Origin of the sequence: uncultured Winogradskyella sp. (assembly GCF_947496485.1) — a bacterium.
Classification (GTDB): domain Bacteria; phylum Bacteroidota; class Bacteroidia; order Flavobacteriales; family Flavobacteriaceae; genus Winogradskyella.
Genome location: NZ_CANMCZ010000001.1, coordinates 672692 through 689059, shown reverse-complemented (window position 1 = coordinate 689059; position 16368 = coordinate 672692). Strand labels below are relative to the sequence as shown.

General features: G+C 31.6%; 11 protein-coding genes. 7 read left to right on the top strand and 4 right to left on the bottom strand.

All coding sequences use genetic code 11. The features are described 5' to 3' along the window. Positions 1-12: 12 nt before the first annotated feature. The 3 genes from Q0822_RS02880 to Q0822_RS02870 all read left to right on the top strand — a co-directional run bounded on the left by Q0822_RS02880 (position 13) and on the right by Q0822_RS02870 (position 3751). Positions 13-204 (top strand): hypothetical protein, encoded by a 192-nt coding sequence (locus tag Q0822_RS02880; protein WP_299119910.1) that lies wholly within the window; start codon positions 13-15, stop codon positions 202-204. 3 nt (positions 205-207) lie between these two features. Next, entirely contained in the window at positions 208-1497 is a 1290-nt protein-coding gene (locus Q0822_RS02875) for a hemolysin family protein (protein ID WP_299119907.1), read from the top strand. Positions 1498-1591: 94 nt separating this feature from the next. Beyond that, positions 1592-3751: a peptidylprolyl isomerase gene (locus Q0822_RS02870; RefSeq protein WP_299119902.1), complete on the top strand. Its 2160-nt coding sequence runs from the start codon at positions 1592-1594 to the stop codon at positions 3749-3751. 50 nt (positions 3752-3801) lie between these two features. Here Q0822_RS02870 and Q0822_RS02865 read toward each other — a convergent pair whose 3' ends face one another. Both Q0822_RS02865 and Q0822_RS02860 read right to left on the bottom strand, forming a co-directional pair. Further along, on the bottom strand, positions 3802-4725 hold the full coding sequence (locus Q0822_RS02865; protein WP_299119899.1) for a GYDIA family GHMP kinase: 924 nt from the start codon (positions 4723-4725) through the stop codon (positions 3802-3804). 2 nt (positions 4726-4727) lie between these two features. Then, entirely contained in the window at positions 4728-6029 is a 1302-nt protein-coding gene (locus tag Q0822_RS02860; RefSeq protein ID WP_299119897.1) for a hydroxymethylglutaryl-CoA reductase, degradative, read from the bottom strand. A 149-nt stretch (positions 6030-6178) separates the two neighbouring features. Here Q0822_RS02860 and Q0822_RS02855 point away from each other — a divergent pair, with 149 nt between their 5' ends. The 4 genes from Q0822_RS02855 (at position 6179) to Q0822_RS02840 (ending at position 12494) form a co-directional block, all read left to right on the top strand. Continuing rightward, complete coding sequence (locus Q0822_RS02855; protein ID WP_299119895.1) at positions 6179-8410, top strand: S9 family peptidase; 2232 nt, start codon at positions 6179-6181, stop codon at positions 8408-8410. 31 nt (positions 8411-8441) lie between these two features. Continuing rightward, positions 8442-9995 carry a peptide MFS transporter gene (locus Q0822_RS02850; RefSeq protein WP_299119893.1) on the top strand — a complete coding sequence of 518 codons (1554 nt, stop codon included), beginning with the start codon at positions 8442-8444 and terminating at the stop codon, positions 9993-9995. Between the two features lie 73 nt (positions 9996-10068). Then, positions 10069-11850 (top strand): peptide MFS transporter, encoded by a 1782-nt coding sequence (locus tag Q0822_RS02845; protein ID WP_299119891.1) that lies wholly within the window; start codon positions 10069-10071, stop codon positions 11848-11850. An 83-nt stretch (positions 11851-11933) separates the two neighbouring features. Then, entirely contained in the window at positions 11934-12494 is a 561-nt protein-coding gene (locus tag Q0822_RS02840; RefSeq protein WP_299119889.1) for a thioredoxin fold domain-containing protein, read from the top strand. A gap of 4 nt (positions 12495-12498) precedes the next feature. Here Q0822_RS02840 and Q0822_RS02835 read toward each other — a convergent pair whose 3' ends face one another. Then, positions 12499-14529, bottom strand: coding sequence for a ComEC/Rec2 family competence protein (locus Q0822_RS02835; RefSeq protein WP_299119887.1), 2031 nt, complete (start codon positions 14527-14529; stop codon positions 12499-12501). A 35-nt stretch (positions 14530-14564) separates the two neighbouring features. After that, positions 14565-16322: a pentapeptide repeat-containing protein gene (locus tag Q0822_RS02830; protein ID WP_299119884.1), complete on the bottom strand. Its 1758-nt coding sequence runs from the start codon at positions 16320-16322 to the stop codon at positions 14565-14567. Positions 16323-16368 lie beyond the last annotated feature (46 nt).

Here is a 16368-nt window from a genome sequence, read left to right as displayed (position 1 = left end):
TACTATTAGTAAATGAAAATACTTAAATTCTTTCAATACGCTTATATTATTTTTGCTGCATTATTTCTTTGGGACGCCATAACCAGTTGGTCAACTGATAGAAGTAGAGCTTATATGTCATTGGTTTTTACAGCTTTGGCAATATTTATGTTTTTCTTCAGAAAACGCTTCGGAAAAAAGTTTGAAGACCGTAATAAAAAGTAATTCATGACTACAGATATAGTCATTATCATAGGCACACTTATACTTTCAGCCTTTTTTTCTGGTATGGAGATTGCTTATGTATCTTCCAATAAAATTCATATTGAACTAGAGAAGAAACAAGGAGATTTTTTAGGTAAAATACTAGGAAAACTTACTGCTAAACCATCAAAGTATATTGCAACTATGCTTATTGGTAACAATATTGCATTAGTAATTTATGGTTTTAAAATGGGTGATGTTTTGGTGCGTTGGTTTCAATCCATGTTGCCATCCGACAGTACTACACTGACTTACTTATTTGTGGATCTGCAATTGCTAACGCAAACTATTATTTCCACATTAGTAATACTTATTACTGCCGAGTTTTTACCAAAAGTTTTTTTTCAAATTTATGCTAATTACTTAATGAAGATATTAGCCTTTCCAACTTATGTGTTCTATCTTCTGTTCTCTTGGGTTTCAGAATTTGTTATTTGGATTTCTGATGCTGTCTTAAAATATATTTTTAAAGCGCAAGGTGAAGATGTGGTTTTAGCAATGACCAAAGTAGAGCTCGGTAACTATATAAGCGAACAAATGGAGTCTGTTGAAGACCACGAAGAGATTGATAGTGAAATTCAGATTTTTCAGAATGCTTTAGATTTTTCAGAAGTTAAAGCGAGAGAAGTTATGGTGCCTCGAACCGAAATTACTGCAGTAGACATTTCGGATAGTATCGAAAATTTAAGACAACTTTTCATAGAAACAGGAAGAACAAAGATTATTGTTTATAAAAATTCTATTGACGATATATTAGGATACGTACATGCATTTGAGCTATTTAAAAAACCAAAAACCATTAAATCTATTGTCATACCAGTAGGATTTGTTCCAGAAACAATTCTCATTAAAGATGTACTCAATATTCTAACAAAAAAACGTAGAAGTATGTCTGTAGTTATTGATGAATATGGTGGCACATCTGGTATAATGACTGTTGAAGATATTATTGAAGAACTGTTTGGAGAAATTGAAGATGAACACGATACAGTTGAACTGATTGAAGAACAAATCAATGAGAAGACATATAGATTTTCAGGACGATTAGAAGTAGATTATATTAACGAAACCTATAAACTAAATCTACCTACAAGTGAAAATTATGAAACTTTAGGGGGTTTAATTGTTAATGCAACCGAAGAAATTCCGCAAGAAAAGGACGATGTACAAATTGACAATTTTAAGTTTGCCATAGAAGAAGTATCCTCAACAAAAATAGACTTAGTTCTTTTAAAGATTCTAGAAATCGATTAATACGTTTTATCACCCATAAAAACTATACATCTCCTTTCATAATTTGGTAGAAAATACTATTTTCGCAGACTTATTTATACGAAAAAAATAAACTATGGCAGTTTTAAATAAAATTAGACAACGCTCACTAGTGCTTATATTAGTAATAGCAATGGCATTATTCGCTTTTGTAATTGGTGATTTGTTCAAAAATTCTGATGCTCTAACGGGTGGTTCACAAGACGTTGTGGCTACAATTAATGGTAAAGATATAGGCAGAACTGAGTTTCAGCAGAAAGTAAAAAACTATCAAGATAGATCTGGTGGAAGACAAACTTCTACACAATCCATGAATGCGATTTACAACCAAGAGTTACGTAAAATTATATTAGAAACTGAATTTGAAGCCTTAGGTTTATCAGTTGAAAAAGATGAAATGCGAGATTTATTAAAAAATAGTTTTTCATCTTATCCTGAATTTCAAGATGCTAATGGTGTTTTTGATGTAAATCGTTTGAATGCATATATCTCTAATTTAAAAGATATAAGTCCAGAAGTCTCTACACTTACTACAGGTGGACAACCTATTAGTGTTAATTATGAAGTATGGACAAACAATGAGCAAAATATTGCTGCGAATGCTATTCAGCAGACGTATTATAATATGATCAAAGCTGGAGTGAGTACTACAATTTCTGAAGCTGAGGACGATTATTTTGGCGATGCTAAAACAGTAGATATGCGCTATGTGCAAATACCATATACGAGTATTGCAGATAGTTTGGTTAAGGTTTCTAAAAGTGAGATTAGTGATTATATCAAAAAGCATGAAGATAAGTACAAGGTAGACGAAAGCAGAGAAGTGGTTTATGTTGAGTTTAAGGAAGAAGCTTCTAAAGCAGACGAGGATAAGATAAAAGCGAATTTATTAGCTTTAAAGAATGACAGATTAGAGTATAATGAAAGTAGCAAAAATACAGATACAATTCCTGGTTTTAGTTCAACTGACAACCTTGAAGAATTTATTAATTCTTATTCTGATATTAAGTATAATGATACCTTTTTAAGAAATGCGCAAATACAATCTGTTGCAAAAGATACATTATTGAAGCTAAATGTTGGGGATTTTTATGGGCCTTATAAAGATGCTGGATATTATAAATTATCTAAAATAGTTGAAACTAAGCAATTAGCAGACTCAGTAAAAGTACGTCATATATTAGTGCCTTTTGCAGGCGGTTCTAATGCAGATCCTTCTATTACAAAAACTTATGAAGAGGCTAAAGTAACAGCTGATAGTATTTTAGCAAAAATAAAAAGCGGTACTAAATTTATGGATTTATTAGAATTATCTTCTGATAAGGTAAGTAATGAGAAAGATGGTGAGATTGAATTTGCTTATAATGCTAGTATGGCGCCAGAGTTTAAAGCTTTTTCTTTTGATAATGAAAAAGGTGATATAGATGTTGTCGGTACATCTTTTGGTTATCATATCATTGAGATTTTAGATAAGTACAGTTACAATAAGGCTATTAAAGTGGCCACATTAGCAGACGAAATTGAACCATCAGAAGAAACACTTAGTCAAGTTTTTAATGATATGTCTAAGTTTGAGATCGCTGCCAAGGATGGTGATTTTAATGCATTGGCTAAAGAACGTGATTTAGCCATAAAACCAATTACATTTAAAGAATTAGACGAGAATATACCTGGTTTAGGAAGTCAGAGAGAAGTAGTCCGTTGGGCATTTGATGAAGATACTGATATAGGTGAGTTTAAAAATTTCCCTGTTTCAGGATTTGGATTTATTGTTGCCAAGCTTGTAGAAAAAAATGAAGAAGGGTTGATGAGTATCGAAGATGCTTCAATCACAGCTATACCAGAAATAAGAAAAGAAAAGAAAGCGAAAATGATTCGCGACAAAATCACTGCAACTTCTATAGATGATATTGCAAAAAACAATGGTCAGAGTCCTAGAACTGCTGCTGCTGTTACCATTAAAAATACTACACTCTCTGGAGCAGGTGTAGAGCCTAAAGTAGTTGGTGCTGCATTTGGTTTGGCCCAAGGATCAACATCTAAGCCTATTGACGGCGAAAAAGGTGTTTATGTTATCGAAGTCACTAAAATAAATGAGGCTACAAAATTAGATAACTATACTGCTATAATGAATAGATTAAATACTGAACGTAAAAGTGCAGTGCAGAATAAAGTATATCAAGCATTAGAAAAAGCAGCGGATATAGAAGATAACAGAGCTAAGACGGTTTACTAGTCAGCTTTGAATAATATAAAAAATGGCTTTACAGAAATGTAAAGCCATTTTTAGTTTAATACCATTTCAGTATAGGTAATCACAGTTTCAAAACCTTTAGATTTAAAATAGTCTGTAGGATTGGTTTCTGATGTGACTAAAACAAAATCGCCTCCCCAAGCACCAAGACTTTTTAAGCAGCCATCATAGTCTTTAAAGAGTCGTGACCTTACGGTCTCTTGATTGATAAGGTCAGAAATAATTACCTCATGCTTGTTGATAAGCATTTCAAATTCTGAAAGCGACTTACATAATATCATAGCTTCAGTAATTTCATTTACTTCTTCAATTATGCTTTTATCAATTTTTGCATTCTTTTTATAGGAAGCTATGCCATCTCTACTATTTTGCTTTTGGTTGAGGTATACAAAATAGAGCTGTGATTTAAAACTTGGATTAAAATCAATAGCTTCAACTAATGGCTTTTGACTATATCTTAATTGATAAGCAATAGGAGTTTTGTTTTGCGCACAGGCAATATCATAACCACTGCCTTTAAACGTTTTTTCTAAAAGTTTGTAGGCATCAACTTGAGCCCAATTTGCTATATTGTTAATAAGCGTGGAAGAAGTGCCTAAACCCCAAAGCCTATTAAAATCTTGGTGTGTAGTAATATTATAGCCTTGTTTTGTGCTTAAGAATTCTGGATTAAGACTATAAGTTGCTTTTAAAATTTGAATTAACCGTTTAGAAATATCTGTATAGTTTTTAGCCTTTAAACTTAGTCTACTAGAAGTTTTTGTAATTAAGAATTCATCCTCAAACCAAAGTTCGTCTAATTCGTTATAACTTTTCCAAACAATAGTATTAGCATTATTAGGCTCAACGGTTAAGCTTTGTCCATATCGGGTTGGTAAGGCCAGTGCCTTAGCTCCATCTAAAACCACATACTCAGCGGTAAGTAATAATTTTCCGTTGCTTCTAAAAGTTTTCAAATTTAGTTTCTAAGGTTTTCAATGGCTTCAACTACTGCACTATGAGTAACCACATTGGTTTTAAAATGTTCCACAATTTGGTCTTTCTCTTCTACTGTGGCTTCAAACTGATTCAATATATTCATTAAGTGCATTTTCATATGTCCTTCTTGTATGCCTGTGGTAGTCAATGATTTTAGTGCTCCAAAATTCTGGGCCAAACCAGCAACAGCGACAATTTTCATTAAATCTTTAGCGGTGGGTTTTTCGAGCATTTCTAATGAAAACTTCACTAATGGATGCAAGCTCGTTAGTCCACCTACAGTTCCTAATGCTAATGGAATTTCAATCCAAAACTTGAAGATGTTATTATCAATTGAGCAGTGTGTTAAGCTTGAATATTTACCATTTCTAGAGGCATATGCATGTACTCCTGCTTCAACAGCTCTAAAGTCATTTCCTGTAGCTAATACAACAGCATCAATACCATTCATTATGCCTTTATTGTGTGTTACTGCTCTAAAAGGTTCAATCTCTGCGATATTGACGGCTTGCTTAAATTTCTGAACAAATAGCTCTGGATTGGAAATATCTTTACTTTTTAAGTCTTCGACTTTACAAGATACTTCGGCTCTAACTAAACAATTTGGAACGTAGTTAGACAGAATACTCATTACTATATTTAAGTCACCATCTAATTTTTCTTCTGCCTCTGTTTTAAAAGTCGTTGCAAATTGCTCTAAGCAAGAATTAATAAAATTCGCTCCCATGGCATCCAAGGTTTCAAAAGTAGCATGGAGCTGATAGTAGTTTTGTAAATCTTTAGATTTGTTTCGTAGTTCAATATCTAAAATACCACCACCTCTTCGTTTCATATTTCTGGTAATATCAGAAGTGTCAGAAACTAATTTTGGTTTTACGATTTCAAAAAAGGTATAAAGTTTTTCATAATCACCATTATAAGTAAAATGAACTTGACCTATTTTAGTTGTGGAAATCACTTTAGCTTTAAAACCTCCTCTATCAAACCAAAATTTTGCAGCTTTACTAGCTGCTGCAACTACCGAACTTTCTTCAATGGCCATTGGTATTGTGTGCAATGTATCATTGATTAAAAAATTTGGTGCAACTCCAAGTGGTAGATAGTAATTGGTGATTGTATTTTCAATAAACTCATCATGCAACTTCTGAAGTTTTTCATCAGTATTCCAATATTGCTTTACAAGTTGACGTGCAGTTTCTTTATCAGTAAAATAAGAATCTAAAAGCCATTCAATCTTTTCAGATTTCGTGAGCTTAGAAAAGCCAGAAATAACGTTTGGCATATTTAATTTAGTTTAAAACGTAAAGATACTTAGGATTGGCATAAAATGTGTGCAATAACTATCATTAATTACGGATTTACTGTTAATAATGCTTATTTTTTGCATATTTTTTAGTAAACTTGGCATTGCTACATTGAAAAATAAAATACATGAAAATAAGACACTTCGTTGCTATTGTAGGATTTTTAACAACCTCTTTAATTTATTGTCAAGAAAAACAGATTTCTCTCGAAGATATTTGGAGTGGTTCATTTAGAACCGAAGGCATGCAAGCCTTGCATTCAATGAAGAATGGTAAACAGTATTCAGTGTTAAATTTCGATAGGCAAAATAGAACAGCAACAATTGATATTTACAATTATAAAACTTTAGAGAAAGTAAAGACCTTGGTGTCATCTGCAGATATAGCAGAGATTCAAGGTTTTTTTGATTACAGCTTTAGCAATGATGAATCTAAAGTAATTTTAACTACTAAATCAATCCCTGTTTTTAGAAGATCAACTCTAGGCGAATTTTACATTTATGATATTGCTTCAAAAAAAATAACAAAAGTGTCTGATGATTTGGTGCAAGAGCCAACACTGTCGCCTGATGGAACTAAAATTGCCTACGGATTTAAAAACAATCTCTTTGTGAAAGATTTAAGCTCTGGTAAGGTAGATCAAATTACATTCGATGGAGAAAAGAATATAATTATAAATGGAATTACAGACTGGGTTTATGAAGAAGAATTTAGTTTTGTAAGAGCTTTTGATTGGAATAAAGCTAGCAACCAAATAGCATTTATACGTTTTGATGAAACTGAAGTTCCAGAATTTTCAATGGATGTTTTTGGTTCAGATTTATACCAAACACAGCAAGTGTTTAAATATCCAAAAGCCGGTGAGGCAAATTCTAAAGTGTCTTTGCACCTGTATGATTTAGGTTCTAATAAAACACAAGAGCTAAAAGTTGATAAAGCTTATAACGATTTTTATATTCCAAGAATTAAATGGACAAATGATGCAAATGTGTTGAGTGCTCAATATATGAATCGTCATCAAAATGAATTAGATCTTTGGATGATAAATACTAAAGCTATGAAGTCTAATTTAGTATTGGCAGAACAAGACAAAGCTTATATCGATGTAACTTTTAACCTTACTTTTTTACAAGATAATAGCTTTATCTGGACAAGTGAAAAAGATGGGTATAACCATATTTATCATTATGCCAATGATGGAAGGTTAATCAATCAAGTTACAAATGGTAATTGGGAAGTCACAAATTATTATGGATTTAACGAAAAGGCAAATACGATTTATTACCAATCGGTTGAAAATGGGTCAATTAATAGAGATGTATATTCTATAAAGCTAAACGGAAAAAATAAAAAGCGATTAACTAAAACAGAAGGGACTAATAGTGCATCTTTTAGTACAGATTTCACTTATTTTATAAACACACATTCTAGCGCAACATCACCACAAGAGTATACTTTGAATAGTGCCAAATCTGGTGAGGTTGTAAAAAGTATCAAGGATAATGATAAATTGGCCCAAAAAGTTGGAGATTATATCACATCAAAAAAAGAGTTTAGTACTATAAATATTAATGGAAACGACTTAAATATGTGGATGATAAAACCAGCAGATTTTGATGCAACTAAAGAATACCCGCTGTTTATGTATCAATATTCTGGTCCAGGTTCGCAACAAGTAGCAAACCGCTGGAATAGTACAAATGACTATTGGTACCAAATGTTAGCTCAGCAAGGTTACATTGTAGCTTGCGTAGACGGAAGAGGAACAGGTTTTAAAGGAGCAGATTTTAAAAAAGTAACCCAAAACGAATTAGGGAAATATGAAGTTGAAGATCAAATAGCGGCAGCCAAGAAGTTAGGAGCATTACCTTATATAGATGAAAGCAGAATCGGAATTTGGGGATGGAGCTACGGAGGCTTTATGAGTAGCAACGCTTTATTTAAGGGTAACGATGTCTTTAAAATGGCAATTGCAGTTGCACCCGTAACAAGTTGGAGATTTTATGATACCATCTACACAGAGCGTTATATGACAACTCCTCAAGAAAATTCAAGTGGCTACGATGAAAACTCTCCAATTAACCATGTCGATAAATTAGAGGGTGATTTCTTATTAATTCATGGTTCTGGAGATGATAACGTACATTTACAAAATACCATGCGCATGGTAGAAGCGCTAATCCAAGCTGATAAGCAATTTGAATGGATGATTTACCCAGATAAAAATCATGGTATATATGGCGGAAATACGCGCTTACATTTATATAAAAAGATGACGAATTTCATCAATAAGACTTTAGGTGATAAAATAAAAGAGAATGGAAAAGAAGAGGAAACTACATCTAAAATTAAAGACTAAAAATCTAAACTAACTAACTAATATAAATTTTATGTCAACAGCAATTAAACCAGAACATCAAAAAGAACTTTTTGGGCAGCCTATTGGTCTTTACATTCTTTTTCTTACAGAAATGTGGGAACGTTTTTCATACTATGGTATGAGAGCATTATTAGTTTTATATATGACTACAGCTACTATTGGAGATGATAGAGGTGCAGGTTTAGGGTGGACGAGTAAAGAAGCCTTAGCATTATACGGTTGGTACACAATGCTAGTATATGTTATGTCTATTCCTGGTGGAATGATTGCTGATAAACTGATTGGTCAAAAGAAAGCTGTTTTAGTAGGTGCTATTATTTTATGTCTAGGGCATGGTGTTCTAGTTCTCACTGATATTTGGGCATTTTATACAGGACTAGGTTTGGTTATACTCGGTGTTGGTTTATTGAAGCCTAATATTTCTACCATGGTAGGAGGACTATATAAAGATGGAGATATTAGAAGAGATAAAGGATTTAGTATTTTTTATATAGGCATTAATCTTGGATCACTATTGGCAACTATGATTGTTGGTTTAGTGGTGGCAAAATGGGGTTGGCATGCAGGATTTGGTTTGGCAGGAATTGTAATGGTTCTTGGATTAATCAATTACATATACGGTCAAAAGTATTTGACTCATGTTGGTAATTTTATTGAAGCTAAAGACGATCCTAATGAAATTTCATATGGTAAATTATATTCTAAGCTATTTAGTTCACCAATACAACTAGGATTTACTACTGTACTTGCTATACTTTCGGGAATAGGATGGTATTACCTTGATTGGGGTTACGGTCTTTTATTTTTATTTTTAACGGCAATTGCTGCTTTGTTAATGATGATTTATAAAGAATTAGATTCACAAGCCTACAAAGATCGTTTCTTAGTATTATTACTATCATTTATAATGGTAATTATTTTTTGGGGAGCCTTTGAACAAGCTGGAGGATTAATGAATTTGTATACTGAAACAAATACAGATAGAATGTTATTTGGTTGGGAGATACCAACTGTAATGTTTCAAAGTTTAAATGCTGGATTTATTATACTTTTTGCAACAGCAGTAGCAGGCTACTGGGCTAAACGCAAATTAAAAGGAAAGGAAGCCTCTTCATTGTTTAAAATGGCTTTAGGTATTATTATAATGGGCTTTGGGTTCTTGTTTATGGTATTTGCAGCTATGGAATTTGAAAAATCTGGAACGTCTAGTATGATATGGTTAGTCTTAGCTTATTTATTCCACACTATTGGTGAATTATGTATATCTCCAGTGGCACTGTCGTTTATTACAAAACTCGCACCAGTAAAATATGCGTCATTAATGATGGGTGTTTATTTTGCGGCAACAGGATTAGGCAATAAAGTAGCGGGTATTGTTGGAGAATCGGCAAGTGATTATGGTGAGCTTACCATATTTTCGGGAATTGTAATATTTACTGTAATAATAGGAGCTTTATTTATAATGATATTAAAGCCACTAAAACGCCTTACTCATGGTGTTGAAGACCAAGAAAGAGACTTGAAGCATGAAGAAGCAGAAGGTTTCGAACTAGCGGACAACTAAAATAATCATATATAAAACCCTTGTAAATTAATATAGCAAGGGTTTCTTTTTTTCCTAATTAAATACTCTTTTTATGAATACTGATATCGAAAATCTATTTAAAGACAAAGTTATAGGACATCCAGCTGGATTATTTGTGATTTTTTTCACTGAAATGTGGGAACGTTTCTCGTTCTACGGAATGCGAATACTTCTTATCTTATTCTTAACAGCACCTATTATCAGTGATAATCCTGGTTGGGAATGGCCTCGCCAACATGCACTTGAATTAATTGGTACTTATGGTGCTTTACTGTATTTAACTCCAATTTTGGGTGGATGGCTAGCTGATAAATATACTGGTTATAAATGGGCAGTTATTATTGGTTGTTTCATCATGATGCTTGGTCATGCAGCAATGGTTATTGAAACACCTTGGTCACTTTATTTAGGATTAGCTTTATTAATTATCGGAACAGGTTTTTTTAAGCCCAATATGACCTCCATGATTTCTGAAATGTACAAAGGAAAGGAATCTAAAAAAGATGGTGCCTATACGATTTATTATATGGGAGTTAATGCAGGCGCTTTCTTTGGAATGATGCTTTGCGGTTATTTGGCAGAAAATATTGGTTGGAGCTATGGTTTTGGTCTAGCAGGAATTTTTATGTTATTAGGTTTAATTCAGTTTTGGTTGGCTAAAGATTTTTTTGGACAAATAGGTGAACGACCTTCTAAAGTTCACGAAGTTGAGTTACCACAAAATATTAATGAAGAGGCTCCTTCTGAAAACTCTAAAGCTAATGAAGGAAAATTAAACCCGTTTACAAGCTTAGATAAGTTACTGATTGTATTATCTTCAGCAGGTGGTTTATTATATTTATTTAATGGACCATTATCTGCTATTGGAGGTATAAATCTTTTAAATTTTAAAGTAGGAGATGTTGTTGGCGCTAATTTTACAATTTTAGTAAGTTTAGCAATGTTTTTATTCTTAATTATTACTAGAATATCTAGATATACTAAAGTTGTTAGAGATAAAATTATTGCGGTATCAGTATTTGGAATTTTTACAGTATTCTTTTTTGCCGCTTTTGAACAATCTTTAGGTTCTATGACGCTGTTTGCTAGAGATTATACAGAAAGAGCACTAACTGGAAATTCAGCAATGGTTTTTAAAATTATCGATTTAATTTTAACAGTTGGTCCATTAGCTATAATAACTTGGGTGCTCTATCTATTATTTAAAAAAACATACTCAAAAATTCCGTATTCTAATATTATTCTTGCAATATCCTTTATCTTTTTGTGGTACATAGTTTACTATAAACTAAATCGTGAATTTAGTAAAGAGGCTACAGAGGTTCCTGCTTCTTGGTTTGGTATTTTAAACTCATTCTTTATTATTACGTTAGCACCATTCTTTTCAAAATGGTGGGAAAGTAAGTATAATCCCAGTGCAGCTATGAAATATGGTATTGGAATGGTGTTACTTGGTCTTGGTTTCGGTATTTTAGTATTTGGTACAATGGGCATTCCACAAGGCGCAAAAACAGCATCTGTGAGTATGATATTTTTAATTTTAGCATATTTATTGCATACTATGGGAGAATTATGTATATCTCCAGTTGGTTTATCCTATCTAAGTAAACTAGTTCCAGGTCGTATGATTGGCTTTATGTTTGGAATATGGTATTTAGCAATTGCTATTGGTCAAAAAGCTGCTGGAACAATGGGTGGAATGATAGATAAAATTACAGAACAGTATTCGTTAAGTACATTCTTTTTAATATTTACATTAGTATCGGTTGCTATAGGTTTTATCTCTATGGTTTTAAATTCATTACTGAAAAAACTCATGCACGGTGTACGCTAACAAAACCGTTAAAATATCCTTAAATGCTCCTGAAAAGCAACATTTTTTGTAAGTTGGGTGCGAATTTTGCAACAAATCTAATTATGAAAAGAATATTATTTGTACTTGTTTTGGTTGGACTTACTGCTTTTAAGCCTGCAGAAAAAGAAGTTGAAGGGAAAATAAATTGGGTGACTATTGAAGAAGCCATTGAGCTTCAGAAAACTGCACCAAAGAAGATAATCATGGATGTATATACCAATTGGTGTGGACCATGTAAGATGTTAGATAAAAATACATTTCAGAATGAAGACGTCGCCAATTACATCAATAATCATTTTTATGCTGTAAAGTTTAATGCCGAAGGTAATGATAGTGTAACTTATAAGGATAAGACGTTTGGAAATCCAAATTATGATGCTACAAAAGCAAATAGAAGAAACAGCTCTCATGAGTTTACGAGATTTCTTAAAGTAAGAGCATATCCTACCATGGTATTTTTTGATGAAGATGCAAATTACATCACCCCTGTTACAGGTTACTTAAAACCGCAACAATTAGAGCTGTATTTAAAACTGTTTGAAAGTGATAAGCATAAGGAAATGACCACGCAAGAGCAGTTTAATGAGTATTATAAATCATTTAAGCCAACGTTTAAAGAGTAAGAGTTTAATCTATAATAAAAGCTCCCTTTTCATTTGTGTAATGGAAAGGGATTTTTTTATGTTTACAAGTAGCTTTCCAGCGTTTTGCATAAGACTTGTAGTTACTAGCATCTGCTATAATTAAATCAGGCTTTAAGCTGTCAATGACACGATTGAGATTAAGCTTCGGGGAATTTCTCAGTATCACGTAGTTTGGTTTGAACGAAATACCCTTATAAACTCCCAGACTATCTATTACTAAAAGGGTTTTATTTTTGAATTGATAAACTGATTTTAGAGTATTTGTTGAAATGGAATCGATGGCTTCTCCAACGACAAAATTCTTTACAATGTTGTCAGTCTTTTGCTTTACGGAATCTAGATTGTGATGAATTAATAATTTATTGTTATGTTTTTGACCAATCATAGAAAAACGACTTTTATTAAAAACAATAAAAGAATCACCTTGAGTTTTATGCGAGTTGTAAAAAGAGATACTTTGAAAACAAAGCACTCCAACTAAGCTTATAACAAGCCATTTAAAATTCTTGTGCTTATAAACTTGAACTAAAGCCATAATTATAAAATAAGAACAAATCACTTGAAGTATCGTGAACGGAATATCTCTAAATAGAAAATCTTCAAACTGAGCAACCCAAGCAATAAAGCTATTTAGACTATCAATAATAAAACTATAAGCGGATACGATAGAGTTATTTAGCAAATTCATTAGAGCTAGAGCTATAACAAGCAGCCCAAAACCAAGAATTAAACCTAAGAATGGAATTACAACAATATTAGAAATAAAGAATAAGCCAGGAAACTGATGGAAATAAAACAGACTAATTGGAACAACTCCAGCTTGAGCAGCTAGTGTTACAGTGAAAATCTGCCAAAGTTTATCAGAAATCCAATATTTTGGTTTCCAAAGCTTATATAAAATGGGTTGAACACTTACTATCCCTAAAACAGCCAAATAACTCATTTGAAAGCCAACTTCAAACAAAAAAGTAGGCTTAAATAGTAGTATTACAAATGCTGAAATCACTAAAGTGTTATAAATATTAGTTGGTCGCTTTAAATGCATTGCAATACTGATAATACTAAACATAGTAACAGCTCTGGTTACAGAAGGAGATAAACCTGCAACTATGGCAAAAGACCATAGTATAACAAAGATGATTATGCCTCTTAAAACATTACCATATTTTAAATAGAGTAGTGGACTAAATAGAAAGTTAAGAATCAGCAAGAGTATCCCAACATGCAATCCCGAAACTGCTAAAATGTGAATAGTTCCCGAATTTACATAATTATTGTAAATAGTTTTATCTATGGTTTGGCGTTGACCAAGTAGTAAAGCATTCATAATACTAAGTGCTTCATCTTTAAATTCTGCTTTTATAAGTTTAGCATTAATTTTTGTTCTCAATTGGTCAGCATAACCATAAATAGTAGATTTTGAGTTTCTAAGCAGTAACAAATCATCTTGTTTTAAGTATATCTGGTGGTAAACTTGTTTCAATTCTAAATATTTGCTGTAGTCAAATTGATGTGGGTTTAAAGGTTTTTGTATAGCCTGTAATTGTGTCGAAGTGAATAAATAATCATCAACAGCTAACGATTGGTTTAAACTGTCTTTGCGGATGTTTATTAATAATTTACCAGAAGCACTTTTATTATTAAATGAGTTTACCGAAACTATATATTTATCGTTGTAAGCATCTGGTTTAAGACGCTCTCTTATTTTGAAGCTAATTGAATTGTAATTTTCAGATGGATTAAGATTGGTATAATGGTACGATTGTAATTTTTCATTCTGAATACCATATGAAGACATTCCAACACCAATCATACAGAGACAAGCTAATAATCCAAAAAATGGAAGTCTATCAATTTTGGTTTTTAAAAGAAGCCAGTAAAGACCGAGAACTATAACTAAAACAATTGTTGAATATAAAATGATGTCGAAACTAATATTAACATAATGTGCTAAAACAATTCCAATAACCAAACAAATGGTCAATTTTATGATGGTGAAATTCAGTAACTTCATGAGTATGAGATACTAATATAAGAAAATGATTAAGACTATAACCAGTTAAAATCAACTATTACCGTTTCATAATATTGTTTAAGGTCATTAGAATACGTATAAGATTCAAAATCAAGAACTGTGGGCACCCTAGTATAAGAACTAATTTGGATATTTTCCATTATCGTTTTAAAGGCACTTTTTTGATATTGTAAATTTAAATTAAAAGGTGAGCCATCAACGTAATCAATTACTGTAAATTCTTTATTATCAGCAGGATAAAGTTCTTCTTTATTAAATATGTATTGTAGTGTAAATAAATTGGTTTTTATTTCACTCATTTTGCACTTATAGAAAGCAACTTTAAAACAACTAATTAAAAACATAGAACTATTTCTAAAATCTGAGTTTTCGAAAAGAATATCATTAAATTCTGTTTCACTCAAATCGGTATGTGAAAAGTCTAATTTTTTATATATTTTGTAGTACTCATTGTCATCATCACCTATTTCATCAAAGGACATATGATTATTTTTGTTTTTATCTGTTAGAAAACAGTCATTGGTTCCAGTAAACATTGGGTCTTTCCAAGTTTTATTAGAGGCTAGTAATATCAATTGATGTTTAAAAAACTGTTCTAAAGTTAGTTGTTGGTTTACATTATAATATTCTGTTTTAAAATAACTATTCACCATAGAACTATGAGAGAAATCTATATTGTATAATTTACAAGAAAAAAATTTAGATCTTACTTGCTCGGATTCTGAGAAATTTGAATTTATTATTGTTGAACCAATATAAATACAGTTGTCACTGTTTACTTTTTTAAATATGGTATTTGATAAGTTACACTTAATAAACTTGATATTATCTAATGTTGCTCCTGCAAAACTTGAATGTTCTAAATTAATTTCGTGCAATTCAAAATCTTGCAAAAACGTATTTTCCATATCTGAATACTGAAAATTACCTTTCTCAAATATTGTATCATATGTCTGTCTATCCAGATTTGCGCTAAGTAAAAAAAGTAAAAGTTGCCCTCTCTCAGGACTTAGATAATTTTGAATATTAGCTCCATTAGATAAGTAATAGTATGGTTTTAAAGATATAGATAGAGAAATTACTCTATCAATAGTAAACTTTTGCAGTGTTTTATTTTCTTTACCAATTTGAAGCGACAATTCTTGGTCTATTTTTTCAATCAAGCTATTAAATAATAAAACTAGACTGCTTCTTCTATCTGCTTCTAGAAGGTTTGACTGTAAGTCAATTTTTTGATTCTGTACTTCAACTAATGCATTTTGATTTTTAATCAAACTATTTTGTTCTATGCTTGCATCCTTCTGTAAACTTGTTATTTCATTTTGTTTTCCAAAAAGCTTATTCTGATTTTTAATTAAATCATTTTGTTCTTGTGATTTCCCTATTTGGATTCCAAATAAACTATCCTGATGCTTGATGATATCAGTTTGATTATCAAAAATTCTTGTTTGTTCTATAAAAATGTCTGATTGCTTCGTCACTAAATATGCTTGATAACACATGGCGATTAATACGAATATTGATACTAGTAGACTAAGATTTTTATTAGAAAACCAATTCTTTTTTTTAGGTCTATTTAAGTTTTGGTTTAAATCCTTTATTTCTGCTTTGAGACTGTTTATGTCAGTCTGGCGCACTTCATTGTCCTTAATAATCTTTGCAAGATTTGATTCAAGTGTTTTATTCTTTTCTTCAAGATTCTTTATATCAATTTCTGCTTTTTTAGATTGTTTTTTATAATTGATAGTGTTTTTGTTCCAATACAATTTCATCTTATTTTAAACTACTTATATTCAAGTATATAAAAAGCTAATATAG

Excerpts from the sequence above, each read along its gene's own strand:
- Q0822_RS02835 (WP_299119887.1), bottom strand. The coding sequence starts at position 14,529 with ATGAAGTTACTGAATTTCACCATCATAAAATTGACCATTTGTTTGGTT.
- Q0822_RS02830 (WP_299119884.1), bottom strand. The coding sequence starts at position 16,322 with ATGAAATTGTATTGGAACAAAAACACTATCAATTATAAAAAACAATCT.
- Q0822_RS02870 (WP_299119902.1), top strand. The coding sequence starts at position 1,592 with ATGGCAGTTTTAAATAAAATTAGACAACGCTCACTAGTGCTTATATTA.
- Q0822_RS02840 (WP_299119889.1), top strand. The coding sequence starts at position 11,934 with ATGAAAAGAATATTATTTGTACTTGTTTTGGTTGGACTTACTGCTTTT.
- Q0822_RS02850 (WP_299119893.1), top strand. The coding sequence starts at position 8,442 with ATGTCAACAGCAATTAAACCAGAACATCAAAAAGAACTTTTTGGGCAG.
- Q0822_RS02860 (WP_299119897.1), bottom strand. The coding sequence starts at position 6,029 with ATGCCAAACGTTATTTCTGGCTTTTCTAAGCTCACGAAATCTGAAAAG.
- Q0822_RS02845 (WP_299119891.1), top strand. The coding sequence starts at position 10,069 with ATGAATACTGATATCGAAAATCTATTTAAAGACAAAGTTATAGGACAT.
- Q0822_RS02855 (WP_299119895.1), top strand. The coding sequence starts at position 6,179 with ATGAAAATAAGACACTTCGTTGCTATTGTAGGATTTTTAACAACCTCT.
- Q0822_RS02875 (WP_299119907.1), top strand. The coding sequence starts at position 208 with ATGACTACAGATATAGTCATTATCATAGGCACACTTATACTTTCAGCC.
- Q0822_RS02880 (WP_299119910.1), top strand. The coding sequence starts at position 13 with ATGAAAATACTTAAATTCTTTCAATACGCTTATATTATTTTTGCTGCA.